24 protein-coding genes are annotated in these 23,109 nt (G+C 66.7%); 9 read left to right on the forward strand and 15 right to left on the reverse strand.

All coding sequences use genetic code 11. The features are described from left to right. Positions 1–23 precede the first annotated feature (23 nt). Positions 24–485 carry a metallophosphoesterase family protein gene (locus ABGN05_RS19240; RefSeq protein WP_367955656.1) on the forward strand — a complete coding sequence of 154 codons (462 nt, stop codon included), beginning with the start codon at positions 24–26 and terminating at the stop codon, positions 483–485. 28 nt (positions 486–513) lie between these two features. Here ABGN05_RS19240 and ABGN05_RS19245 read toward each other — a convergent pair whose 3' ends face one another. The 9 genes from ABGN05_RS19245 to ABGN05_RS19285 all read right to left on the reverse strand — a co-directional run bounded on the left by ABGN05_RS19245 (position 514) and on the right by ABGN05_RS19285 (position 11,078). Further along, the gene (locus tag ABGN05_RS19245; RefSeq protein ID WP_367955657.1) at positions 514–927 is read right to left on the reverse strand and encodes a response regulator; all 414 of its coding nucleotides are present in this window, start codon (positions 925–927) and stop codon (positions 514–516) included. After that, positions 924–3,206, reverse strand: coding sequence for a PAS domain S-box protein (locus ABGN05_RS19250; RefSeq protein ID WP_367955658.1), 2,283 nt, complete (start codon positions 3,204–3,206; stop codon positions 924–926). The genes ABGN05_RS19245 and ABGN05_RS19250 overlap by 4 nt, the downstream gene beginning before the upstream one ends. 136 nt (positions 3,207–3,342) lie before the next feature. Beyond that, a complete protein-coding gene (locus ABGN05_RS19255) occupies positions 3,343–4,305 on the reverse strand; it encodes a hypothetical protein (protein ID WP_367955659.1) in 963 nt (320 codons plus the stop codon). After that, positions 4,302–5,042 (reverse strand): TSUP family transporter, encoded by a 741-nt coding sequence (locus ABGN05_RS19260; protein WP_367955660.1) that lies wholly within the window; start codon positions 5,040–5,042, stop codon positions 4,302–4,304. The genes ABGN05_RS19255 and ABGN05_RS19260 overlap by 4 nt, the downstream gene beginning before the upstream one ends. A gap of 13 nt (positions 5,043–5,055) precedes the next feature. Beyond that, positions 5,056–6,369, reverse strand: coding sequence for a TRAP transporter large permease (locus ABGN05_RS19265; protein ID WP_367955661.1), 1,314 nt, complete (start codon positions 6,367–6,369; stop codon positions 5,056–5,058). Between the two features lie 3 nt (positions 6,370–6,372). Continuing rightward, entirely contained in the window at positions 6,373–6,894 is a 522-nt protein-coding gene (locus ABGN05_RS19270) for a TRAP transporter small permease (protein WP_367955662.1), read from the reverse strand. Between the two features lie 72 nt (positions 6,895–6,966). Further along, positions 6,967–7,944, reverse strand: coding sequence for a TRAP transporter substrate-binding protein (locus ABGN05_RS19275; protein ID WP_367955663.1), 978 nt, complete (start codon positions 7,942–7,944; stop codon positions 6,967–6,969). A gap of 64 nt (positions 7,945–8,008) precedes the next feature. Continuing rightward, on the reverse strand, positions 8,009–9,283 hold the full coding sequence (locus ABGN05_RS19280) for an NAD(P)/FAD-dependent oxidoreductase (RefSeq protein WP_367955664.1): 1,275 nt from the start codon (positions 9,281–9,283) through the stop codon (positions 8,009–8,011). Between the two features lie 91 nt (positions 9,284–9,374). Then, positions 9,375–11,078, reverse strand: coding sequence for a thiamine pyrophosphate-binding protein (locus tag ABGN05_RS19285; RefSeq protein ID WP_367955665.1), 1,704 nt, complete (start codon positions 11,076–11,078; stop codon positions 9,375–9,377). Positions 11,079–11,208: 130 nt separating this feature from the next. Between ABGN05_RS19285 and ABGN05_RS19290 the strand changes: the two genes are divergently transcribed. From ABGN05_RS19290 to ABGN05_RS19310, 5 genes are all read left to right on the forward strand, one after another. Beyond that, positions 11,209–11,919, forward strand: coding sequence for an aspartate/glutamate racemase family protein (locus ABGN05_RS19290; RefSeq protein WP_367955666.1), 711 nt, complete (start codon positions 11,209–11,211; stop codon positions 11,917–11,919). A gap of 162 nt (positions 11,920–12,081) precedes the next feature. Then, on the forward strand, positions 12,082–12,792 hold the full coding sequence (locus ABGN05_RS19295; RefSeq protein ID WP_367955667.1) for a lysophospholipid acyltransferase family protein: 711 nt from the start codon (positions 12,082–12,084) through the stop codon (positions 12,790–12,792). Continuing rightward, entirely contained in the window at positions 12,789–13,739 is a 951-nt protein-coding gene (locus tag ABGN05_RS19300) for a phosphatidate cytidylyltransferase (RefSeq protein WP_367955668.1), read from the forward strand. The genes ABGN05_RS19295 and ABGN05_RS19300 overlap by 4 nt, the downstream gene beginning before the upstream one ends. 8 nt (positions 13,740–13,747) lie before the next feature. After that, positions 13,748–14,125: a hypothetical protein gene (locus ABGN05_RS19305; protein WP_367955669.1), complete on the forward strand. Its 378-nt coding sequence runs from the start codon at positions 13,748–13,750 to the stop codon at positions 14,123–14,125. 4 nt (positions 14,126–14,129) lie between these two features. Further along, the gene (locus ABGN05_RS19310) at positions 14,130–14,783 is read left to right on the forward strand and encodes a CDP-alcohol phosphatidyltransferase family protein (protein WP_367955670.1); all 654 of its coding nucleotides are present in this window, start codon (positions 14,130–14,132) and stop codon (positions 14,781–14,783) included. A 44-nt stretch (positions 14,784–14,827) separates the two neighbouring features. Here the strand turns inward: ABGN05_RS19310 and ABGN05_RS19315 are convergent, their stop codons facing one another. The 3 genes from ABGN05_RS19315 to ABGN05_RS19325 are packed head-to-tail and all read right to left on the reverse strand — an operon-like array spanning position 14,828 to position 18,178. After that, the gene (locus ABGN05_RS19315; protein ID WP_367955671.1) at positions 14,828–16,048 is read right to left on the reverse strand and encodes a class I SAM-dependent methyltransferase; all 1,221 of its coding nucleotides are present in this window, start codon (positions 16,046–16,048) and stop codon (positions 14,828–14,830) included. Then, complete coding sequence (locus ABGN05_RS19320) at positions 16,032–16,862, reverse strand: DUF1365 domain-containing protein (RefSeq protein ID WP_367955892.1); 831 nt, start codon at positions 16,860–16,862, stop codon at positions 16,032–16,034. Before ABGN05_RS19320 ends, ABGN05_RS19315 begins: the two co-directional genes overlap by 17 nt. Next, a complete protein-coding gene (locus ABGN05_RS19325; RefSeq protein ID WP_367955672.1) occupies positions 16,859–18,178 on the reverse strand; it encodes an NAD(P)/FAD-dependent oxidoreductase in 1,320 nt (439 codons plus the stop codon). The genes ABGN05_RS19320 and ABGN05_RS19325 overlap by 4 nt, the downstream gene beginning before the upstream one ends. Before the next feature lie 235 nt (positions 18,179–18,413). Between ABGN05_RS19325 and ABGN05_RS19330 the strand changes: the two genes are divergently transcribed. The 3 genes from ABGN05_RS19330 to ABGN05_RS19340 all read left to right on the forward strand — a co-directional run bounded on the left by ABGN05_RS19330 (position 18,414) and on the right by ABGN05_RS19340 (position 20,524). Next, positions 18,414–18,992, forward strand: coding sequence for a sigma-70 family RNA polymerase sigma factor (locus ABGN05_RS19330; protein WP_367955673.1), 579 nt, complete (start codon positions 18,414–18,416; stop codon positions 18,990–18,992). Further along, complete coding sequence (locus ABGN05_RS19335; RefSeq protein ID WP_367955674.1) at positions 18,989–19,645, forward strand: ChrR family anti-sigma-E factor; 657 nt, start codon at positions 18,989–18,991, stop codon at positions 19,643–19,645. The genes ABGN05_RS19330 and ABGN05_RS19335 overlap by 4 nt, the downstream gene beginning before the upstream one ends. A gap of 66 nt (positions 19,646–19,711) precedes the next feature. Then, complete coding sequence (locus ABGN05_RS19340) at positions 19,712–20,524, forward strand: DUF1295 domain-containing protein (RefSeq protein ID WP_367955675.1); 813 nt, start codon at positions 19,712–19,714, stop codon at positions 20,522–20,524. A gap of 62 nt (positions 20,525–20,586) precedes the next feature. Here ABGN05_RS19340 and ABGN05_RS19345 read toward each other — a convergent pair whose 3' ends face one another. From ABGN05_RS19345 to ABGN05_RS19355, 3 genes are all read right to left on the reverse strand, one after another. Then, positions 20,587–20,997, reverse strand: coding sequence for a DUF2177 family protein (locus tag ABGN05_RS19345; protein WP_367955676.1), 411 nt, complete (start codon positions 20,995–20,997; stop codon positions 20,587–20,589). Continuing rightward, positions 20,994–22,457, reverse strand: a complete 1,464-nt coding sequence (locus ABGN05_RS19350) for a cryptochrome/photolyase family protein (protein WP_367955677.1) — start codon at positions 22,455–22,457, stop codon at positions 20,994–20,996. Before ABGN05_RS19350 ends, ABGN05_RS19345 begins: the two co-directional genes overlap by 4 nt. 469 nt (positions 22,458–22,926) lie before the next feature. Next, positions 22,927–23,067: a DUF1127 domain-containing protein gene (locus ABGN05_RS19355; protein WP_072602407.1), complete on the reverse strand. Its 141-nt coding sequence runs from the start codon at positions 23,065–23,067 to the stop codon at positions 22,927–22,929. Between the last annotated feature and the right edge of the window lie 42 nt (positions 23,068–23,109).

Here is a 23,109-nt window from a genome sequence, read left to right on the forward strand (position 1 = left end):
CCGGACCGACGCCGAAGCCAGGGATGAGGATCGGCATCATTTCCGACACGCATGGGCTGTTGCGTCCGCAAGCGCTGGAACTACTGGCGGGCGTGGATCACATCCTCCACGCCGGCGATGTCGGTTCGCCCGCAATCCTCCCGGAACTGGAAAGGATCGCTCCGGTCACCGCGATCAGGGGCAACGTCGACACGCAGGCCTGGGCGGCGGAGTTGCCGGAGACGGCACGCATCACGTTCGAGGGGCATTCGATCTTCGTCCGGCACGACCGAAAGGCGCTGGATCTCGATCCCGCGCAAGAGGGGATCGCCGCCGTAATCTCCGGACACTCGCACAAGCCGGGCGTCGAGACGGTCGACGGGGTCCTCTATCTCAATCCGGGGAGCGCCGGACGGCGGCGTTTCCGGCTGCCGGTGACAGTGGCGACGCTGGAGGTGGGCGGGCATGGCCTCATCCCGTTTCTCCACGAGATCGTCAGCGGTTGAGCTTGGGCGGACGGCGGATGAGCGCCGTTCAGACCGAAATGTCGCCGGGAGGTTCCATCGCTGCTGGCGGTTCCGCCGGTCCCTCACCGGAAAGGACTTTCGCCAGTGCGCCGCCCAGTTGCTCGCGCGAGTATGGCTTGTCGATGACCAACGCATCGGCGACCTCTTCGAGCGCGCCGCCGTATCCGGTCGCGAAGACGAGCGGTATCCCGCGCTGCCGCAGGATTTCGGCGACCGGGTAGCTGTAGCTGCCGCCGAGATTGACGTCGAGGACCGCCGCGTCCATCGCCTCCGTCCGGGCGATCTCGAGACCCTTCTCCAGGCGATGGACGGGACCGACCACCACCGCGCCGAGACGCTCGAGCGCTTCCGTCGCCTCCATGGCGATGAGGACTTCGTCCTCCAGGACGAAGATCCGCTTCCCGGCGAGATCGTGGCTCAATCGGTTTCCTCCGCTACCGGCAAGGGTGCCTCGATGGTGCAGACGAGACCGTCCGGCCGGAAATCCATGGCAACCTCGGCGTCCAGTTCGGACCGCAGAGCCCGGTCGATCATCACCGAACCGAATCCCCGCCGAGTTGGCGGAGCGACGGGCGGTCCATTGCGCTCCTGCCAGGTGAAGCTGAGATGGCTAGCATCCGCACTCCACGTAATGTCGAGTTTCCCGTCGCCGGTGGAAAGCGCGCCGTATTTCAGCGCGTTCGTGTAGAGTTCGTGCAGCGCCATGGCCATCGTCACGGTCTGCTTGGGCATGAGCTTTACAGACGGACCGCTCCAGACCGCCCGTCCTTCGGCGACCAGCGCACCGAGCGAATGGCGCACGAGATCGACGAGGTCGGCCTTCTCCCAATTCTCGATGGTCAGCAGGTTGTGCGCCTGCGCCAGTGCCGATAGCCGCCCGTCGAAGATCGCGGTGCGCGGGTCCTCGCCATCCGTCGGCCGGAAAGTCTGCTTGGCGAGCGACTGGACAACCGCGAGCGAATTCTTCACGCGGTGATTGAGTTCGTGGATCAGGAGCTTGCGATGCCTCTCGGCCCGCTTGCGATCGGTGATGTCGGCGATGACGCCGACCAGGCGCGAGGGCTTTCCGGAGGCGTTGAACTCCATCCGACCTGCGACCTCGAGCCAGCGCCTCTCCCCATCGTCCGCGCGGTGGATCTGGCAGACGAGATTGAAACCGCCCTCGGGGGAGGCCGCTTCCTCGACGGCATTCTCGAACGACTGCCGGTCCTCCGCATCGAGGAACTGTCCGACGAAGCCGCTCCGCTCGGGATTGGCGCCGTCACCCGGAAGGCCGAATATCTCGAACATGCGTTTGTTCGCCCACACCGAAACGTCTTCCTCGACGTTCCATTCGAACACGCCGAGGCCAGCCGCATCGGTGGCGATCCGCCGCCGCTCCTCGCTCTCGCGCAGCCTGTCCTCCGCGATCCACAGGTCATGCACGTCGGTGGCGGTCCCGATCCAGCGCTCGACGTTGCCGTTGGCATCGCGCAACGGGGTGGCGCGGCTGAGATGCCAGCGATAGCTGCCGTCGCGCATCTTCAGGCGATGGGTGATCTGGTAGGGCTGGCGCAGCTTCGAGGCCGTTTCCCATTCCTTGCCGGTGAGGGGGTAGTCCTCCGGATGGACCAGCAGCTCCCAGCGATACCGACCGTCCGGTGCGACGTGCGACGCCGTATACTGCGCGATGCGCGAGTTCCAGTATTCGACGTGGCCGTCGGCGTCCGAGGTCCACACGAGCTGCGGCATGATGTCGGCGAGATCGCGGAAGCGCTGCTCGCTCTCGCGCAGCTTCTGCTCGGCGCGCTCGCGTTCGGTCACGTCGACATTGACGCCGATCATACCGAGGAACTCGCCGCGGGCGGAGAAGTGCGGCCGCGCCTCGGTCGTCCAGATCTGGTACTCGCCGTTCGCGGAACGATAGCGTCCCTTGGTGGAGACCGTCCTGCGTTCCGCGATGGCCTGGCCCATCTCCGCGCCGATGCGTGCGACGTCTTCCGGATGGATCTTTGTCGACCAGTCGAAACCGGCGATGTCTTCCTCGCGGACGTTCCATTGATGGCGAAGCATCCGGTTCAGGGCCTGGCAGTGGCCGTCCGGACCGCTGGTCCAGATCATCACCGGCGCGTCTTCCGACATCAGGCGGAAGCGTTCCTCCGAAACCCTCCGCTCGTCCTCGGCCGCGCGACGCGCCTCCTCCGCCCGCGCGCGCTCCAGGCTGAAGCCGATCTGCCTGGCGATCGTCACGGCGAGCTCGCTTTCCCGGTGGCCGAAAACATGTGGCCTAGCGTAGTAGGTCATGAACTTGCCGATGACCTCGCCCTGACAGACCAGCGGGATGAAGCCCAGCCCCCTTATGCCTTCTTGCTCGATGGTCTTCTTGAGCCAGTCGGGCTCGTCCGTCGCAAGAATGTCGGGTACGAAGATCGGATCCGGATCCCGGTCTCCGGGACGCCACGGCGTGTGGCCGTCGACGGCCTTTCGATAGCCTTCCGAAAGGCCGCGCCATGCCTGAAACCGCATGACGCCGTCGCCATCGAACAGGAGGATCGAGGCGCGCCTGCAGCCGAGCGCATCGGTGATGGCATCCAGCGCGGCGTCGAAGACGTCTGCCTGCGTGCGTGCGCGGTAGAGACGGTCGGTCAGGCGATAGAGTACGGCGAGTTCGTCGGCGCGCTTCCCGCCGACCTCCGTTCCCGATCCCAGCAGCTGATCCATCCGCCGCTCCATCCCAGAGAGAACCCCAAAGTCTAGTACCGGTGGTCTGGCATGGAAAGCATTAACTTCCGATGGACTCCCGACCAACTTGCCACCAACCGTCCGTTTTTTATGGCTTTCGCGGGATCTTTCCGCGTCAGGGACGGCCGTCGGACCGCGCGACGGGCACGGGCCGCGGCCGGTAGAACCGGCCGAGCAGGATCGGCGTCAGGTACATCGGAACCTGGTAGCAGCCGATGAAGAGCAGCAGCGGATCGGTGACGGAAACGGGCAGGGCGGTCAGGAAGAGGGCGATGTTGCGGTTGCCGGCCACGATCGCCAGCGGCGCGACGATCGTTTCCGGTACCTTCCGCCGCAGCACGAAAACCATCAGGAGCTGCAGCCCGAAATTGCCGGCGAAAGCAGCGGCCAACGCTGTGAAAAAACGCGCGGGCTCGTCCCTCAGGGCCGGTCCGACGGCCGACATCAGACCCACCACGACGATGGCCATGACGACCGCGGACAGGCCGTCGATGACGCCGATCGCAGCGGGCGAGGGATGCTTCAGGACGAAGCCTCGTATGAGGAAGGCCAGCCCGGCCGCCGCACCGATGATGACGAGCAGCCGGGCGGCCGAACCGATCACCGCGCCGGCGTCGCCGAGATCGGGTGCCAGCCAGAACACGGGGATGACGGTGAGAGGTAGCAGCGCCGTGCCGAGGACGAGCAGGCGAAGCGCCGGAGCCGGGTCGTTTCCGGTGAGTATGGTCAGGTTGGGACTGCCGGAGATGGAGGAGGCGGCCATCATCAGCACGAGACCCGTGGCGAGCGGACCGCTCCAGCCGAGGAGGGTGAAGGCGAGGATCGCGGCGACCGGGAAGCCGACCTGGTAGAGCAGCGTGAGGCCGAAGGAGGCTCGAATGTCGGCGAGCGCCCCGAAGGCTTGGCGCGGGCCGACGCGAAAGGCGGCGATGAAGAGCAGGCAGGCGATCAGCTCGGCGATCCAGCCCTTCATCGCCAAGGCGAGGTCCGGAAGCGCGACGCCCGCGACCAGCCCCGCGACGAGGACGGAGCGGCCGTAGCGCGCCGGAAGCGCCGCGATGCGCGCGAGCGCCGTCACGAAAGCCCCCGCAGGATAAGCATCGCCGCCGCCATGCCGGCGACGACGAGCAGGGCCGGCCGGTAGCGCCGGTCGAATCGTCCGCGAAGGCCGCGCGCGATCGCGAGGCCGAGAACCATCGGCGGCAGCATGAGGGCCGCGAGGACGGCGTCTCGTACGCCGGCATAACCGCTGGCGTAGAGACCGGCGAGCGAGACGAGGCATCCGATGGCGAAGAATGCCGCGAGCGTCGGCCGCGCGGAGGCGGCGGGCCGGTCCTGGTAGATGAGGGCGAGCGGCGGCGCGCCGACGGAGGTGATCGTCCCCATGATCCCCGACAGCGTGGACATTGCCAAAAGCCACGCTCTACTGAAAGCGATGCGCCGGCCGAATGCCGAGAGAAACACGGCAAGCCCGATCATGAGGCCGAAAGCCAGCATGAAGCTTTGCTGGTCGGCCAGCGCGGCGAGGAGCCCTGCTGCGGCAAGGACGCCCGCGATGCGGCCGATCGTACCCAGACCGACCTCCTCCCACCGGATCGCCTTCCGCTCGCCCCAGGCGCCCCATGACGACGTAAGCATGCCGAGAAAGAGCGTGGGAGCCGGCACGAGTTCGGGATCGATCAGGGCAAGCAGCGGCGCTGCGGTCAGGCCGAAGCCCATCCCGAGCCCGAACTGAACGATAGCAGCGGCGACCACGATGGCGCCGACGAGGATCAGCCAGGGCGTGTCAAGCCCGGTGAAGGCCGCGAGGTCCACCTGCTCCGTGCTCTCAGTGCGCCGCGGTCTGGCGCATGTTTTCCGGCAGCCATGTCGCGAGGTCGGGAAAGGCGATCAGCACGAACACCATCACGACCATGATGAGGAACATCGGAAACGCAGCGCGCGCGATGTAGTTCATCTCGTGATTCGTCATGCCCTGGAGCACGAAGAGGTTGAACCCGATCGGCGGCGTGATCTGCGCCATCTCGACCACAACGACGATGAAGATGCCGAACCAGATGATGTCGATGCCGGCCTGCCGGATCATCGGTTCCACGACCGCGATGGTGAGCACGACCGAAGAGATGCCGTCGAGGAAGCACCCGATGACGATGTAGAAGACCAGCAGCATCATCAGGAGTTCGAACCGGGAGAGTTCCATCGAACCTATCCACTCCGCCAGTCCGCGCGGCAGTCCTGTGAAGCCCATGGAGAGCGACAGGAAGGCGGCGCCCGACAGGATCAGCGCGATCATCGCCGAGGTGCGGGTCGCGCCGAGCAGGCTTTCGGTGAACGTCGCCCAGGTGAGCGACCCTTGCGTGGCGGCAAGCACCAGCGCGCCGATGACGCCGATGGCCGCGGCCTCGGTCGCGGTGGCGTAGCCGAGATACATGGAACCGATGACGACGAGGATCAGGAGCAGGACGGGAATGAGGAAGCGCGAGTTGGAAACCCGTTCGGAAAACGACATCGGCGGCTCGGGGTCGGGACGGTAGTTCGGGGAAAAGCGCGAGATCGCAACGACGTAGAGCATGAACATCGCCGCCAGCACGAGACCCGGCACGATGCCCGCGATGAAGAGCTTCGTGATGGATTCGTTGATCGTCACGCCGTAGACGATCAAGGTCAGCGACGGCGGGATCATCAAGCCGAGCGTCGCCGCGCCGGCCAGCGTGCCAATCACCAGGTTTTCGGGGTAGTTGCGCTTCCTGAGCTCGGGGATGGACATCTTGCCGACGGTCGTCAGCGTGGCGGCGGACGAGCCGGAGACGGCGGCGAAAACGGTACAGCCAACGACGTTGGTATGCAGGAGCCCGCCCGGCAGCCGCGCCATCCATGGGGACAGACCCTTGAACATGTCCTCCGACAGGCGCGTGCGATAGAGGATCTCGCCCATCCAGATGAACAGCGGCAGCGCCGTCAGGGTCCACGACGAGGCGGAGCGCCAGATGACGGTCATCATGGCGTCGCCGGCGGGCCGCATGGTGAAGAGTTCCATGCCGACCCAGGCGACGCCGAGCAGCGCCAGACCGATCCACACGCCGGTGCCGAGCAGCAGGAACAGGACGAAGAGAAAGATCCCGATCGGGAGCAGCTGTTCCATCTTCTATTCCGCCGGCTGGTCGATGGCGGAGGAGCGGATGTTGTCCCTGCGCGTGAGGAGGAGCGTCGCGAGATTGTCGGCGAAACAGACGGCAAGCAGCACGGCGCCGGCCGCCGCGGGGACCTGCGGTATCCAGATCGGCGTCGCGTCCTGCCCCTGGCTGATGTCGTTGAAGGCGTAGGACCAGTAGACGGACTTGACCGCGTACCAGGCGAGATAGGTGCTCGCGGCCGTGCCGATCAGAAGGCCCCAGAGTTCGCCCCACAAGCGGTGTCCGCCGAGCGCCGTGAGGAGCAGGCTGACGCGGATATGCGCGCCGCGGTTCAGTGCGTGGGCGAAGGCGAGGAATGACGAGGCCGCCATCAGGTAGCCGGCATAGGCGGTGGAGCCGGGGAAGGAGATGCCGGTCCAGCGCGACGCCATCTGCAGCACGATCACGATCAGGATGAGCACGAGGCAGATCGCGGCAAGTACGGCCGCAAAATCATAGATCGCGTCGAGGACGCGCCTGATGGTCGATGTCATCGAATGTCCCCGGCAAGGCGATGGAGGGGCGGTCCGGCCGGAGCCGGACCGCTTCGCGAGGATCGTCGCAGATCACATCGCCTTGTAGGAATCGACGATTTCCTTGCCGGCGGGACCCGCGGCGTCCATCCACTCCTGCGTCATCGTCTCGCCGAACTTGGCGAGGTCGCTCTTCAGCTGGTCGCTCGGCGCGCCGACGGTCATGCCGTTGTCGGCCAGCGTCTTCAGGTAGCCGGCGGTCAGTTCCTCCGACTTCGCCGCGCCGCGCTTGCCGGCCTCGGCGCCGCAGTCCATGACCACCTTCTTGGCTTCGTCGCTCAGTGCGTTGAAGGCGTCCTTGTTGGCGAAGACGGCGTTGCGCGGCAGCCAGGCCTGCACGTCGTAGAAATGCGTCAGGCTCTCCCAGACTTTCGAGTCCACGCCCGTGGAGCCCGAGGAGATGAAGCTCTCGGCCACGCCGGTCGCCAGCGCCTGGCTGAGTTCGGCGGCCTCGATCTGCACAGGCGCCATGCCGGCGAGTTCGGCGATGCGGGCAGTCGCGGCATTATACGCGCGGAACTTGATGCCCTTCATATCGGCGACGGATTCGACCGGCTTCTTGAAGTAGAAGCCCTGCGGCGGCCACGGCGCGGCGTAGATGTAGACGAGGTTCTGGCTGTCCATCACCTCTTCGAGCTTCGGCTTCGCCGCCTCCCAGAGCTTTTCGGAGTCGGCGAAGGAAGTTGCGAGGAACGGGATGGAATCGACCCCGTAGAGCGGGTTCTCGTTGGCGTGGGCGGACAGGAGCCGCTCGCCGATCGGCGCCTGGCCGGTCTGCACCGCGCGCTTGATGTCGTTGCCGGCGAACAGGGCGCCGTTGGGGTGGGTGACGATCTCCAGATCGCCGCCGGTCCCCTCGCTGACGCACTTGGCGAACTCGGCCGCGTTTTCCGAGTGGAAGTTGGTCGCCGGATAGGCCATCGGCATGTCCCACTTCTCGGCGAGCGCAGCACTGGCGGTCATTCCGGTCATCGCCGTGGCGGCGAGAAGCGTCTTGAGTGTCCTGGTCATTGTCGTTCTCCCATCATTGTGGTGGCTGAAGTGAAGTTCCCGGTCGTCTTGTGGTTTCTTTTTCCTATTGGAAACGCGAAGGGGCGTAGGGCGCAAGGTCTAAATTCGGCGTGCGGCCGGAAACCAGCTGCGCGACGATGCGCCCGGTCTTCGGGCCGCCGGTGAGGCCGACGTGGTGGTGGCCGAAACCGAGGAACATCCCCTTCGTGCCCGGCACCTCGCCGATGACGGGAATGGAGTCGGCCGGCGCCGGCCGGTGGCCCATCCACTCGGTCTTTTCCTTCCAGCGCAGGCCAGGCAGCGCTGCCTGTGCGTTCTTCATCAGGAGATCGAACGGAGCGCGCGAGGGCGGCGCGTCCAGCCCGCCGAACTCGACGATGCCCGCAAGCCTCAGGCGGCCGTCCATCGGCGTCATGACGAACTTGCCGGACGCGATCATCAGAGGATGGCGCGGCATCACCGAAGGCTCCCACAATTCGACGTGGTAACCGCGCTCGCTCTCAAGCGGGACGTCGAGGCCGAGCTTGCGGCACAGTGTTTTCGACCAGACGCCGGTGGCGAGAACGGCGGCGGAGCAGGCGACCGTCTCGCCGCCCATGCGTATGCCGGTGACGCGGCCATTCTCGCGCACGAAATCCGTGACTTCGCCCTTGACCGGCCGTCCGCCGCTGGCAACGACATGGGCGGCAAGGTCCTTCACGTAGCGGCCGGGATCGGTGATCGTGCCGTGATTGCCGAAGCGCGCCGCGAAGCCCAGCTTCGCATCGAGCGCCGGGTCATAGGCGCGCAGCGCCTCGCCCTCGAGTTCGTCCCATTCGAAGCCGCGCGCCTTGCGGATTCCCCAGCCGAAGGCATCGCCGGAATAGTGCGCCCGGTCATTGTAGACGAAGACGTAATCCGACGGCTTCAGCCATTTCTCCGCGACTGTTCCCGCAGCCAGCGCCTGGTGGTCGGCGAGACTGTCGCCGACGATCGGCAGCATCGCATCCGCAATGCGGTTCACCTGTTCGGGCGTGCAGTGCGAGAGGTACTTCCGCAGCCAGGGCAGGAGCCGCGGCAGGTAGGACCATTTGAGGAAGAGCGGCTGGGCGGGATTGAAAAGCATGCGCGGCGCCTTGCGCATGAGCCCGGGGACGGTAACCGGCACGATGGAGCAGGAGGCGAGCACGCCGCCGTTTCCGTAGCTCGTCCCTTCGCCAGGTTCCCCGCGGTCGATCAGGACGACGTCGTGGCCGTCGCGCTGCAGCCATAGGGCGGTCGAGACGCCGACGATCCCGGCGCCGATCACCGCCACGGGCGGCTTGGCGCTCTCGGATCCGACGTCTCCCTGTGTGGCCATCAGTTCCCCTGCCTGCGCCTTTTGACGTTGCCTGATCCTGTCACACAGGAATAAAATGTCAACGATTTATCGGCAAAATGTGTTTGACTTATCAGGCGACCCACTCCGAGACCGGCGCTGCCGCCTCGTCGAGCGGCTGCGTGACGATGTCGACCAGCGTCGGCTCACCGGCCGCGAGCGCCTTCTTAAGGACCGGCCCGAGGTTGGCCGGATCCTCGACGCGCCAGCTCTTCAGCCCATAGGCGGCCGCGACCGCCGCATGGTCGGTGCGCGTGAAATCGACGTTGTGAAAGCGCGCGCCGAAGCCGGAGCGCTGGCCGGCCTTGATCCAGCCGAAGACGCTGTTGGAGAGCGTCACGAAGGTGATCGGCATCCGGTAGCGGATAACGGTTTCGAGTTCGCCGACGCTCATGCCGAAGGAGCCGTCACCCATCACCGACACCGTCTTCACCGACGGCCGCCCGACATGGGCGCCGATCGCCGCGCCCATCGCGAAGCCGAGCGCGCCATGGGCGCGGTTGGTGATGAAGTGGCGTCCGGCCGACGGCCAGCGGTAGTGCGCCGAAAAATAGGGGCAGGGCGTGCCGGGATCGGCACAGACGATCGCCTCGGCATCGAGCAGGCGCTGGAGCGTGGCGATGACGCGCTCGGGGCGGATCGGCGTCGCATCGGAGGCGGCGAGCGGCTCGAACGCGGCGAGCTTCGCCGCCCAGGCCGACTTTGCGCGCAAAACGCCGTCGTTGCCGGCCCCCCCGCCGCGCCGGGCCACCGCCGCGGCGATCGCCTCCAGCGCCAGCCGGGCGTCCCCGGCAAGCGCGACGTCGGTGCGATAGTTGGCGCCAATGACCGCCGGGTCGGAATCGATGTGGACGATGCGGGCATCAGGACCGGGCGAGCGCCAGCGCTCCGTCGTCACAGATCCGGCGCGGCAGCCGACGTAGAGCACCAGGTCGGCCTCGTCGACCACGGCGCGTGTCGCCGGCACGCCGCCGTTCGATCCGACCACGCCGACCGCGCGAGGATCGGTCTCCGCAATGGAACCCTGGCCGGAGACGGTGGTCGCGACGGGCAGGTCGAGCAGGTCGGCAAGCCTTGCCAGCGCTTCCGTCGCACCGGCGATCACTACCCCGCCGCCGCACACCGCGACGGCCTTGCGGGCTTCGAGCAGCGCGTCTGCCGCCGCCTCGACCGCCGCGGGATCGGGCGCGACCGGGAGCGCCGGAAAATTCCGGTGGCGGTCATCGGCCCAGATCTCGTCCGGCGTGACGGGGTTCTTCTGGGTGTCGAAGGGCAGCGCCAGGTGCACCGCGCCCGGGCGGCCCGTGGTCATCTCGCGGAAGGCGCGGCGGAGCATGGCCGGCAGGCGCTGGGCGTCGTCGAGCGATGCGTTCCACTTGGTCAGCGGCCGGAACATCGCCACCTGGTCGAGTTCGGTCAGCGGATAGCGTCCGCGCGAGGTGGTCGAGACGTCGGAATTGATCGCGAGAATCGGGATCGAACTCTCGTTCGCCTCCACCACGCCCGGCAGGATATAGGTCGCGCCGCCGCCCGACGGACCCTCGCAGACGCCCGGCCGGCCCGTGACGCGGGCATAGGCGTCGGCCATGTAGCCGGCATGCCGCTCGTCGCGGGTCAAGAGGTGGGTAATACCGTGGTCGAGCCGGAAGAGCGCGTCGTAGAGCGGCAGGGTCGTGTCGCCGCACAGGCCGAAAACGTGTTTCACGCCATAGGCTTCGAGCATCTTCACCATGGCTTCGGCCCCGGTGAGCGTGTTCGCCTTCTCGCGTGAATTCATCCGAACTGCCCTTGTCCTGACGTCTGAGGCCGCTTTCGGCCGGACGAGCGAGCAGATATACAGACCCGCCGGCTGGTGCGGCAACCACGAGGTTCCGCGCAGGCGGGGAATGGCGACGGGAATACGAGCAATGCGCGTGACCGGGGGAAAATCGATCTACGGCGCGGCGGTCGGCATCCTCATGCTCGACGCCCGGTTCCCGAGGATTCCCGGCGACATGGGCAACGCCACCACCTGGCCGTTCCCGGTGCATTACAAGATCGTGCGATCGGCGACGCCGGACCGGGTGGTGCGCGGCGGCGCCGAGGGGCTGCTCGACGTCTTCGTCGCTGCGGCGCGCGAACTGGTGGACGACGGGGTCGACGGCATCACGACCAATTGCGGGTTCCTGTCGCTCTTCCAGCAGGAACTGGCCGACGCGGTCGGCGTGCCGGTGGCGACCTCCTCGCTGATGCAGGTGGCGCAAGTGAACCGGCTGCTGCCCAAGGGCAGGCGCACCGGCATCCTGACCATCTCCGGCTCCACGCTGACGCCGCTGCACCTGGAAAAGGCCGGAGTTCCGGATGGCACGCCGTTAGGCACGACGGAAGGCGGCCGCGAGTTCACCCGCGCCATCCTCGGCAACGAACTGGAACTCGACGTGGACGCGGCACGGGAGGACAATGTCGAGGCGGCCCGCGCGCTCGTCGCCGCCAACCCGGCTCTCGGGGCGCTGGTGCTCGAATGCACCAACATGGTGCCCTACGCGGCCGACATCCGCGCCGCCACCGGTCTGCCGGTCTTCTCGATCGAAACCTTCGTCCGATGGTTTCAGGCCGCGCTGGTGCCGCGCACCTACTGAGGCCGGGCTCGAGGCCGCTCTGTATCCAAATCTGTTTCGCCAAAGAAACAAATGCCGCGCCGGCGGCAATCTTCGCGATACCGAGCGCGCGCACTGATGCGACCGGGCGGGGGTGAACGATCCAGTGCGGCTGGAGCCCGACCTTGCGGGATCGCGTCGGACATGGACATCTCTGCACATCCACTCGGCCAGGATCGGGATCGCGGGTCTCGCGCCTCCGGCTCGGCCGGATCGCTCCGGCGGTTCCTTGCCCGCCGGGCCGCCGGTCTCGTCCTCGGTTTCGCCAGGGTCGTCACCGCCGTGCGCGGCGAGTGGCAGGGCGTCGAGCCGCGCGACATCCAGCGCATCTATTTCGCCAACCATTCGAGCCACGGGGATTTCATCCTGGTCTCGGCGGTGCTGCCGCCGCGCCTGCGCAACCGCACGCGGCCGGTGGCTGGCGCCGACTACTGGATGAAGGGACGGCTCCGGCGCTTCGTCGGCCGGGAAGTGTTCAACGCCGTCCTGATCGAGCGCGACCGGGAGCGCCGGACCGAGGATCCCGTCGACCTGATGACCCGGGCGGTTCAAGAGGGCGCGTCGCTGATCGTGTTTCCGGAAGGAACGCGCAACACCGGCGACCTGCCGCTGATGCCCTTCAAGAGCGGCCTCTATCACCTCGCGAAGGCGTGCCCGGCCGTCGAACTCGTCCCGGTCTGGATCGCCAACCTGAACCGCGTCCTGCCCAAGGGCGAGATCGTGCCCATCCCGCTCGTGTGCACCGTCACCTTCGGCGCCGCGCTCCACATCGGAGAGGCCGAGGCCAAGGAAGACTTCCTCCGGCGTGCCGAGATGGCGCTTCTCTCCCTCGCACCGAACGGAAACAGGCCATGACGGCGCCCCACCCGGACCTGCTCAACCTGCTCATGGGACTGGCGGCGGTGCTGTTGGCGGCCTCGGCCGTCGCATACGCCCTGCGCGTCAGGCTGTCTCCCGGCGGTTCGAACCCCGTCATCGAGAACCTCAGCGACCGGATCAACGCGTGGTGGGTAATGGCGATCGTCATGGGGCTCGCGCTGATTGGCGGGCGCACAGGGGTGACGCTGCTCTTTGCAGCCTGTTCCTTCGCGGCGCTTCGGGAGTTCGTGACCCTGACCAACACGCGACGCGCCGATCACTGGGCGCTGGCCGGTGCCTTCTTCGTCATCCTGCCGGCACAATACTGGCTGGTCTGGACGGGTTGGTACGGGCTCTATTCGATCTTCATACCCGTCTACGCCTTCCTGCTGATGCCGATCGTGTCCAGTCTGCGCGGCGACACGGACCGCTTCCTCGTCCGCATCGCCGAGGTGCAGTGGGCGCTGATGATCTGCGTCTTCTGCGTGTCGCACGTCCCGGCGCTGCTCACCCTCGACATCCCCCGCTTCGAAGGCCGCAACGTCCTGCTCATCGCGTTCCTGGTCATCGTCGTGCAGAGCAGCGACGTTCTGCAGTACGTCTGGGGCAAGCTCCTCGGCCGCACGAAGATCGCGCCGAAACTGTCGCCTTCCAAGACGTTGGAGGGTTTCGTGGGCGGCGGAATGAGCGCCGTGGCCGTCGGCACCGGGCTTGCCTGGATGACGCCCTTCAGCGCCATGGAGGCCGGACTGCTGTCGCTGGCGATCGTCCTCATGGGCTTCTTCGGCGGGCTCGTCATGTCGGCGATCAAGCGCGACCGCGGCGTCAAGGACTGGGGCCACCTGATCGCCGGTCATGGCGGGTTCATCGACCGGCTGGACTCGGTCATCTTCTCCGCGCCCATCTTCTTCCACCTGGTGCGCTACGGATGGTCGCTGACGTGAGGGCGCGGATGTCGACCTTGACCGGCAGCAGCACGGCGCACGTGCTCGTCGCCTTCGCCGCGATGGGCGGCTGGGCCGTGTTCGCCAATCGCATGCACGCCATGCCGGCGCCGCTTCTGGCCGGGCTGGTGCAGGGTGTTGTCTCGGGAACCATCACGTACTTCCTGAAGCGGACGGTCGAGGCGCTGTCGGCGCGCTTCGACGGCATAGGGCGCCTGGTGCTGCCGCCGGCGATCGCCTTTGCCACGTCGCTCGTCGTGCTCGTGACGCTGCACGGGCTCACCGGCACGCCGGAGATCCTGCGCACCATCGCGCTGCCGCTTTCGATCTCCACCGGATATGCGGCGCTCTATAGCCACGCCCTGTGGCGGCGCGAAAGGACATGAGACGATGACGGACGCCCCCGACCGCCGCCCGCTGGCGAGCCGCGATACCCGCTGGGCGAAGGCTCTGACCCGCAGGCTCGCCGCTACCTCGCTGACGCCGAATCGCATCTCGATGGGCAGCGTCATTGCCGCCGCCTTCGCCGGGGGCTGCTTCTGGCTCGCCGGGGGCGTGCAGGGATGGCCGCAGGCGCTGCTCCTCGTCGCTGCGGCGCTGTTCTGCCAGGTCCGGCTCCTGTGCAACCTCCTCGACGGCCTCGTCGCGATCGAGGCCGGCAAGAAGGAACCGGACGGCGCCTTCTGGAACGAGTTTCCCGACAGGGTGGCGGACATCCTCATCCTGGTGGGCGCCGGGCTTGGGGCGGCAGAACCGACGCTCGGCTGGGCGGCGGCCGGGATGGCGATCCTGACGGCCTATACGCGCGAACTTGGCCGCGCGTGCGGACTGCCGGCCGATTTCTCCGGCCCGATGTCCAAGCAGCACCGCATGGCGGTGATGACCGTGGCCGCGCTCGCCGCCGCGGCCGGGGGCATGTTCTCCGGCGAGGCCGGACGGTTCGTGCTGGTCGCCGCCCTCTGGATCGTCGTCCTGGGTGCGGCTTTCACGGCTGCCCGCCGCGCCGCGCGCATCGTCATCGGCTTGCACGGAAACGCGCGCTGACCCGATGACTGCCGCCGTCGCGGACTGCCTTCCAGCAGGCAGCGTCAGTCGGTCCGGGGCTCCAGCACGTAGAGGCCGACGTCGATGTTGCGGGTCTTGAAGCCGGCCTCGCAATAGGCGAGGTAGTATTCCCAGAGCCGGCGGAAGCGCTGGTCGAAGCCGAGCTGTTCGACGGCCGTCCAGCTCTGCCGGAAGCGATAGCGCCACTCGGCCAGGGTGCGTGCATAGCTCTGGCCGAAATGCTCGGCCTCCACCAGCTTCAGTCCGGCGTCCTTCGCGTGCTGGTCGATGAGCGTCTTCGACGGCAGCATCCCGCCCGGGAAGACGTGGGTCTGGATGAAATCCGCGCCGTTCCGGTACTGCTCGTAGCGGCTCTCGTCGATCGTGATCGCCTGGATCACCGCCCTGCCGCCGTCTGCCAGCAATTGCCGGACCTTGCCGAAATAGGCCGGCCAGTACTGCTCGCCGACCGCCTCGATCATCTCGATGGAGACGATGCGGTCGAACGAGCCGGCGCTGTCGCGATAGTCTTCCAGTTCGATCCGGACGCGGTCTGCCAGGCCCTCGCGTTCGGCGGACTGGCGCGCGTAGGCCAGCTGCTCGGACGAAAGCGTGATGCCCTTCACATCGGCGCCGGAGGTGGCCAGCCGGGTGGCCAGCGTGCCCCAGCCGCAGCCGATTTCGAGCACCCGTTGCCCGGGTTGCGGCGACAGGAGTTCGGCGATGCGTCGAAGCTTGTTCTCCTGCGCCTGCTCCAGCGTCTCACCGGGTGCCCGGTAGAGGGCGGACGAATAGGTCATGCTCGGATCGAGCCAGAGCCGGTAGAATTCGTTGCCGAGATCGTAGTGATAGGCAATGTTGCGCCTGCTCCCCGACAGGCTGTTGGCGCGCAGGAGGTGGCGCAGCCTGTTCACCGTCCTGGCGGGCCACGATCCGGAAATGGTCCGGTCGATCTGCTCCATGTTGGCCACGGCGAGTTCGAGCAGGGCGGCGAGGTCGGGGGTCGACCACTCGCCGTCGAAATAGGCTTCGGCGAAGGCGATATCGCCGCCCAGGACCAGGCGCCGCACCGCGCTCCAGCGGTTCAGGTGCAGGACGGCCTCCGGCCCCGGCGTGCCGGACTGGTGTTCCAGCACCACCCCCTCCGGGGTCCGCACCGAAATCTGACCGACCGTGGCGCAGGAAAGCAGCTTGCGCAGGAAACGCGCGGCTAGGGCCCCGAACGGGCGCAGCCGGCCGGACCTGCGATCAACATCCAGCGACATCAGGCTCGGCTTCCCGGCGCAGGCGTGGCGTGTTCGCTGCCACGTAGGTGACTGGTGTCTCGGGCGGAGCGGGGCGGGACGTGAGCTTCACGCCCTTCGCCCATAGGCGCAGGGCCTCCCAGTGAATGCCGGCGATCACCTTCATCGTGAGAAGCGGATAGGCGAAAAACATCCGCGCCAGCGTGGCGTCGGTCAGCGGCTGACGCTGTCCCGAGAAGGCTGCCACGATCAGAGGTCCGTCGGTGTCGCTCGCGGTGATGTGGATCGACGTCCGCTCGCCCGGCGGATCGACGCGGAAGTCGTATCGCATGGCCATGGAAATGAACGGGGATACGTAGAACTCTTTCTCGCAATGCTGCTCTATGCTCCCCCCGCTGCCGTCACCTTCGATCGGTATCAGATAGCTGTGACGCTCTCCGAAGGTGTTACTCACTTCGTAGAGTAACGCATGAAGGCGCCCGTCCGCCAGATGGCAGAAGTAGATGCTCAGCGGATTAAAGACGTAGCCCAGAACGCGCGGCATGCAGAACAGCCGGATGGCCCCGCCGTCCACGACAAGGCCGGCGGCGCGAAGCTGTTCCTCGACATAGCCGCGCAGCGGCCGGCCGGAACCGTCGGCATGGTCGCCGTCGAAAAAGCCGAACAGGTTGAAGCGATTGCGCGAAAACAGCCTGAGCCGACGCGAGAGCGCGTCGATTTCGTCCAGGTCGAGGAGCAGCGAGAACATGCGGTAGGCGAGGCGGTGCCGGCGCGGTCGCAGACGCTGGTGCATGACCTTGCCCGCATAGATGGCGGATCGGAACCCGGACATCAGGCCGCCGCCAGTTCCCGCCTGCGCGGAACATGGAAGATCGCGATGCGGCCGGATTCGTCGGCCACCTGCCAGGGCCTACGCACACCGCCCAGCGCCTCGGCCACGGCGAGACCCGCCTGAAGCCCGTCCTCGTGGAAGCCGGCGCCGAAATAGGCGCCGCAGAACCATGTGTTGCGCTCTCCCTGGAGGGACCACAGTTCCTTCTGCGCGCGCATGGCTACGGCGTCGAAGACCGGGTGTTCGTAGATCTCGCGGTGTTTCACGGTTTCCGGCCGGGGTTCCATCGCAGGGTTCAGGGTAACGAAAAGCGGGTGTTCGCTGGCGAGCGGCTGCAGCCTGTTCATCCAGTACGTGACCGACAGCCGCTTGGTTCCACCGCAAGTGTCGGCGAGATAGTTCCAGCTCGTCCATGCCCGCTTGCGGCGCGGCATGAGGCGGGCATCGGAATGGAGGATGGCCTCGTTGCGGCTGTAGTCGAAACTGCCGAGCAGTTGCGTCTCCGCCGCGTCCGCGTCGGCCAGCATCGCCAGTGCCTGGTCGGCATGCGTGGCGATCACGACGTGGTCGAAGCGGCGTCTGATGCCGTGGGAATCGACGATCTCCACCGAACCCGGGTTCCTGACGACGGCCTGTATGTCGTGACCGGCGAGAATCCGCCCCTGGAAGCGTTCGGTCAGGCGTCTCACGTATTCTCGGCTGCCGCCCCGGACGGTCCGCCAGACCGGGCGACCTGCGAATTTCAAGAGTCCATGGTTTTCGCAGAAGCGGATGAAGGCGGCGGCGGGATAGTTGCAGACCTCGGCGGCGGGCGTGGACCAGATCGCGGCGGCCATCGGGTAGAGATGGTCCTCTCGGAAGGCGCTGCCGTAGCCCCTTGTGTCGAGATATTCGCCCAGGCTGATCTCGCCGATGCGCGCGACGTCGAAGGGTGCCTGTCGGTAGAACCGCAGCAGTTCGCGAAGCATCCGCCAGAAGCGCGGCCTGGCGATGTTAAGGGGCTGTGCCAGCAGACCGCCGAAGCCGCTGCCCGAATATTCCAGGCGGCCGCCGTCGATCGAGACGGAGAACGACATATCCGATGGCGCCGTCGGCACGTCGAGATGGTCGAACAATGCGGTTAGGTTCGGATAGGTGGCCTCGTTGTAGACGATGAACCCGGTGTCGACGGCCACCCCGTCGGCTTCCACGGTGTTACTGTGCCCGCCGAGCCGCGGACGCTGCTCGAAGAGCGTGACCTTGTGGCGCGTGGACAGGAGCCATGCCGCCGACAGGCCCGATATTCCGCTGCCGACGACTGCGATTTCGAGCGGTCTCATGGGAAGGGTACCGGCGGCACCGGGCATGTGGAACTCCAAGTTCTCTGTGGAAGAGGCTCGCCTCCTTCCGTAACTTGTGTTCTTACGCAGCCGCGTGCGGCACGGATCACCGGAGCGCCCGGTGATCCGCCCGACGCGACCGGTCGTAACAGGGCGCATGAATGCATCCACACATCACTTCGTGGCTCATAGGGTCCTGCCCGGCTTCCATCCCTCGGCGATGGGGACGCCCGGCATGACGGGAAAGGCAAGGACAGTCCTTTCGGCAGACGATGCCAGGCGGCTCGTCGCCGCGGTCGCCGTCGAGCGGGACCGCGCCGCGTTCGCGCAGCTGTTCAGCCACTACGGACCGCGGTTGAAGGCATTCATGATGCGCGGGGGGCTTTCCGCGTCCGCCGCCGAGGAACTAGCCCAGGAGACGATGCTGCTGGTCTGGCGGAAGGCCGGCTATTTCAACGCCGAGCGCGGCGGCGTCTCAACCTGGATCTTCACCATAGCGCGAAACCTGCGGATCGATCGGCTGAGGCGCGAGAAGCGGCCGCGGGCGAATGCGGAGTTGTTCGATCCTTCCGACGAACCCGACGGGCCGGCGACGGGAGAAGCCGTTCTCATGGCGGTGCAGCGGGAGGAACAGGTGCGGGCCGCGCTTGAACTTTTATCCCACGAGCAGGCCGAGGTGCTGCGGCTCTCCTTCTTCGGGGACAAGCCGCAATCCGAAATCGCCAGCGAACTCGGGATACCGCTCGGCACCGTCAAATCGCGCGTGCGGCTGGCGCTCGGCCGCCTGCGCCACATTCTGGACGACCTGAAATGACGATCAATCATCATCCGAGCGACGAAACTTTGCTCCGCTACGCGAGCGGCACGCTCGATGCGGGACCGCGCCTCGTCGTGGCCGTCCACATTGGCGGATGCAGTGTCTGCGAGGAGCGCGTGCTCCAGTTCGAGGCCATCGGCGGGGCGATGCTCGACGACGTCGAGCCCGTGGAGATGAGCGCCGACGCTCTCGATCATGCGCTGGCGAGGATCGAGGTGGCGTCGGAAAGGAGGTCTTCGGGGCCGGCTCGTACGGCGGCCCGCCGTGCAGATGTCGGCATTCGGCTGCCGGACGTTCTCGACGGCTGCGAGGTGGGACGCTGGTGGTGGATCGGACCCGGCCTTCGCTGGAGCCGCGTGACGCTGCCCGATGATCCGGGGGCGAACGTGATGCTGCTCAAGATCGGTGCCGGGCGCAAGCTGCCGGAACACACCCACACAGGGCGGGAGTACACGCAGGTCCTGACGGGCTCCTTCGCCGACGCGCGCGGGCGCTATGTGCCTGGCGACCTGGACGAAGCCGATTCCGAGGTGGAGCACCAGCCCGTCGTCGATTCGGAGGCGGAGTGCATCTGTATAGCGGCGCTCGAGGGAAACATGCGCCTGCGGGGGTTCTTCGGCAGGATGATCCAGCCGCTGATCGGTGGCTGAACCGGAGGGGATGCGGCCGGTCCGCGTTCGGGTGCCTTCCCGGCTGGTGACGAATGAGGCCCACAATTGACGCTTGCACTCGCCATCATCGGGCTTGCCGTCGCGTTTTCCGCTATCATGTCGGGCGCCTGGTGGATTGCCTTGAGGAGCGGCAAATCCGGATGGATTGACGCGACCTGGTCCGCGGCCGTCGGGCTGTGCGGCGCCCTGGCCGCGATTCTTTCCATCGACGGAGACGCGCCGAGCGCGCGCCAACTTCTCGTGGCCGGCATGCCGCTGGCGTGGTCGCTGCGTCTGGCCTCCCACATCGCCTCGAGGACTGCCGCGAGCGACAAGGACGATCCGCGCTACGCCCAACTCAAGCAGGAGTGGGGTGAATCGGCCCGCAGCCGGCTCTTCTGGTTCCTGCAAATCCAGGCGGCGGCCGGCTTCGCGCTCGTCGTCTCGATCATGGCCGCCGCCCACAATCCTGCGCCGGGACTGGGCCTGCGCGACCTGCTGGGCGCGGCGATCCTTGTCGCCGCGGTGCTCGGCGAGGCGGTGGCCGACCGACAGCTCAGCGCCTTCCGGTCAGACCCGGCCAACAGGGGCAAGACCTGCGACCTTGGGCTGTGGGGACTGTCGCGCCATCCGAACTATTTCTTCGAATGGCTTGGCTGGCTCGCCTATCCCGCCATCGCCCTGGACCTGACGGGGGGCTATTCGTGGGGGTGGGCAGCACTTGCCGGTCCGGTCCTGATGTACTGGCTCCTCGTGCATGCTTCCGGCATTCCGCCGCTGGAAGCGCACATGCTGCGTTCGCGCGGCGAGGCCTTCCGCCGCTATCAGGCGCGGGTGAACGCCTTCTGGCCCGGCCCGGCGAAGTCAGCTTCGGGTTGAACGGACCGGCGATCCGCGATTGATCGCCGGCCCGCCCAGTCCTGCGAAGTGGGCCGGCGCGGTCAGGTCTGCGGATAGAAATACTGGACCACGATGAAGGCGAGCGCGGCCGAAACCGACGTGACCAGCGTTCCCCAGCAGATGTCGACCACGGTGATGATCGCCGGCCAGCCGCGGATGGTCGCGTGGCTGGTCAGGTCGTAGGTCGCATAGGCGAAGAAGCCGAATAGCGCGCCGTAGAGCGCCGCCGTGGTCCATTTGCCGGTGGCGAAGGCGGGCGACAGCGCGAAGATGAGCATGCCGACGACGTAAAGCAGGTAGAACACGACCGCCGGCACGGGACTGAAATTCTCGGCCAGCACGTCTCCGAGATACCGACGGTAGAGGCGCTGCGACATCGTGGTCAGCCAGACGGCATCGATGCCGAGGAAAATGATGAAGGTTGCCACGTAGGCGACCGCGTATCTCGTCATGATGCCTTCCTCTTCCTGGCTTGGGATTGCGGCGTTTCATCAGACCGGACGGCCCGGTAGGCTTTCATGGCCCGGTCGCGAGCGGCGTGGTGATCGACGATAGGCGCGGGATAGGTCTCGCCGAGCGTCACGCCGCTTTCAGCGAGGAGTGCGGGTGGCGCCTCCCATGGCTTGTGAAGGAAGCGGTCGGGCAATTTGGCGAGTTCTGGCACCCAGCGACGGACGTAGTCGCCGTCCGGATCGAACCGCTCGCCCTGAAGGACCGGATTGAAGATGCGGAAATAGGGGGCGGCGTCCGCGCCGCTCCCGGCGACCCACTGCCAGCTGGCGGGATTGTTGGCCGGATCGGCGTCGACGAGGGTATCCCAGAACCACCGCTCGCCGTCGCGCCAGTCGATCAGCAGGTCCTTGATCAGGAAGGAGGCCGCTATCATGCGCACGCGGTTGTGCATCCAGCCCGTCCGCCACAGCTCGCGCATGCCGGCATCCACGATCGGATAGCCCGTGAGTCCACGCTGCCACGCCTTCAGGGCCTTCCCGTCGCGACGCCATTCGAAATCGTCGTACTCGGGCCGGAACGCCCGGTCGCGCAGATGCGGGTTGTGGAACAGGAGATGGTAGGAGAATTCGCGCCAGGCGAGTTCCTTGCGGAACTTCGCCGCGCCGGCGCCGTGCGACTTGTGCAGCGCGGCAAGGATCTGGAACGGTGTGATCTCGCCGAAGGTCAGATGCGGCGAAAGCCCCGACGTTCCGGCCTTCCCCGGGATGTCGCGGCTGCGTTCGTAGTCGGGCAATGACTCCTCGATGAAATCGTGCAGTCGGCGATGGGCACCGTCCTCGCCGGGAGTCCAGCATTCCCGAAGCCCCGCGGACCAGTCCGGCTTCGCGGGGAGAAGCCCGAGTTCGTCGAGCGTCAGCCCGTCCAGACTGCCTTTCAAGCCCTGGATCGAGGAGGGCGGGTCTATCGGATCGCGCGGCTCCACGCCGCTTTCCAGTGCCTTCCAGAACGGGGTATAGACCTTGTAGAAGCCGCCCGAGCCGGTCTTGAGCAGCGACGGCTCGTGCGTCAGCGCGCCGTCGAAGCTTCGAGCCACGATATCCCTCTCGCGCACGCCGGTCTTGAGAGCCGCGTCGACGGCCGCTTCCGCCGGATCGTAGCGGCGGTTCCAGAAGACCGTGTCGGCGCCGCTTGCGTCGATCGCCTCGGCTACGACATCGGCTGTCCGGCCGCGTTTCAGGACCAGTTCGGCGCCAACCTTCTTCAGCGCCTTCTGCAGGCCATGCAGCGAATGGTGCAGCCACCAGCGGCTCGCCGCACCGATCGGTCGCACGCCGTCGTTTTCCTCATCCAGGATGAAGATCGGGAGCACGGGGCGGCCGGTGTCCGCGGCGGCGGCAAGCGCGCCGTTGTCGCGGATGCGAAGGTCGCGCCGGAGAAGGACGATGACGGGAGAAACCACGGGTTTTCCGCTCACGCTTGCCAAGCCGTCGCGGCGATGTGCGGCGCTGTTCTCGATCGCATGGGCGAACCTCCTCGAGATGGTCGACCCCTTCTACGCGGCGATGCCGCGGAAGGATCAATCCGGGTTCGGGAGGAAGTATTGGCGGGGAGGGGCGGTCTCCGCCGGCCTTGCCGATGGCGGTGCCGGAAAAAACAACACCCGCCGGGGGAGGAGGTCCGGCGGGTGTCGTTTGTGTGGCGGACACCCGGGAGGAGGTGGGTGCCGGCCTATCCGTCGTTCACTGGGAGGAGGTAGATCCCGACGGAATTCTGCAATCTGTCAACCTCCGGTGAGGGAGGACAGCACCCGCCGAGGGAGGAGGTTCGGCGGGTGCTGATTTGTCGGCCGGCACCCGGGAGGAGGTGGATGCCGGCCGTATCCGTCAGAACCTGGGAGGAGGTAGGCTCTGGCGAAATTCCTTGCTTCGTCAGATCGACTTGCGAGCGACGAAGGAAATGTCTCCGCGGGCAATCCCGAGATCGCTCAGTTCGCGGTTGGAAAGGCGGCTCAGCTCATTCACGGTGTCGCGATAGCGGCGCCAGTTGCGATAGTTGCGGACCAAGTTCATGACACGTCTTCTTTCGGGTATTTTCGTTTCGGCTGTTCTCTT

Source organism: Aquibium pacificum, from assembly GCF_040839445.1.
Lineage (GTDB): Bacteria > Pseudomonadota > Alphaproteobacteria > Rhizobiales > Rhizobiaceae > Aquibium > Aquibium pacificus.

Bases quoted from the DNA above. Each gene is read 5' to 3' on its own strand.
- ABGN05_RS19240 (WP_367955656.1), top strand. From the start codon at position 24: ATGAGGATCGGCATCATTTCCGACACGCATGGGCTGTTGCGTCCGCAA.
- ABGN05_RS19250 (WP_367955658.1), bottom strand. From the start codon at position 3,206: ATGGATCAGCTGCTGGGATCGGGAACGGAGGTCGGCGGGAAGCGCGCC.
- ABGN05_RS19265 (WP_367955661.1), bottom strand. From the start codon at position 6,369: ATGGAACAGCTGCTCCCGATCGGGATCTTTCTCTTCGTCCTGTTCCTG.
- ABGN05_RS19270 (WP_367955662.1), bottom strand. From the start codon at position 6,894: ATGACATCGACCATCAGGCGCGTCCTCGACGCGATCTATGATTTTGCG.
- ABGN05_RS19275 (WP_367955663.1), bottom strand. From the start codon at position 7,944: ATGACCAGGACACTCAAGACGCTTCTCGCCGCCACGGCGATGACCGGA.
- ABGN05_RS19280 (WP_367955664.1), bottom strand. From the start codon at position 9,283: ATGGCCACACAGGGAGACGTCGGATCCGAGAGCGCCAAGCCGCCCGTG.
- ABGN05_RS19285 (WP_367955665.1), bottom strand. From the start codon at position 11,078: ATGAATTCACGCGAGAAGGCGAACACGCTCACCGGGGCCGAAGCCATG.
- ABGN05_RS19290 (WP_367955666.1), top strand. From the start codon at position 11,209: ATGCGCGTGACCGGGGGAAAATCGATCTACGGCGCGGCGGTCGGCATC.
- ABGN05_RS19295 (WP_367955667.1), top strand. From the start codon at position 12,082: ATGGACATCTCTGCACATCCACTCGGCCAGGATCGGGATCGCGGGTCT.
- ABGN05_RS19300 (WP_367955668.1), top strand. From the start codon at position 12,789: ATGACGGCGCCCCACCCGGACCTGCTCAACCTGCTCATGGGACTGGCG.
- ABGN05_RS19305 (WP_367955669.1), top strand. From the start codon at position 13,748: ATGTCGACCTTGACCGGCAGCAGCACGGCGCACGTGCTCGTCGCCTTC.
- ABGN05_RS19310 (WP_367955670.1), top strand. From the start codon at position 14,130: ATGACGGACGCCCCCGACCGCCGCCCGCTGGCGAGCCGCGATACCCGC.
- ABGN05_RS19315 (WP_367955671.1), bottom strand. From the start codon at position 16,048: ATGTCGCTGGATGTTGATCGCAGGTCCGGCCGGCTGCGCCCGTTCGGG.
- ABGN05_RS19325 (WP_367955672.1), bottom strand. From the start codon at position 18,178: ATGAGACCGCTCGAAATCGCAGTCGTCGGCAGCGGAATATCGGGCCTG.
- ABGN05_RS19330 (WP_367955673.1), top strand. From the start codon at position 18,414: ATGACGGGAAAGGCAAGGACAGTCCTTTCGGCAGACGATGCCAGGCGG.
- ABGN05_RS19335 (WP_367955674.1), top strand. From the start codon at position 18,989: ATGACGATCAATCATCATCCGAGCGACGAAACTTTGCTCCGCTACGCG.
- ABGN05_RS19345 (WP_367955676.1), bottom strand. From the start codon at position 20,997: ATGACGAGATACGCGGTCGCCTACGTGGCAACCTTCATCATTTTCCTC.
- ABGN05_RS19355 (WP_072602407.1), bottom strand. From the start codon at position 23,067: ATGAACTTGGTCCGCAACTATCGCAACTGGCGCCGCTATCGCGACACC.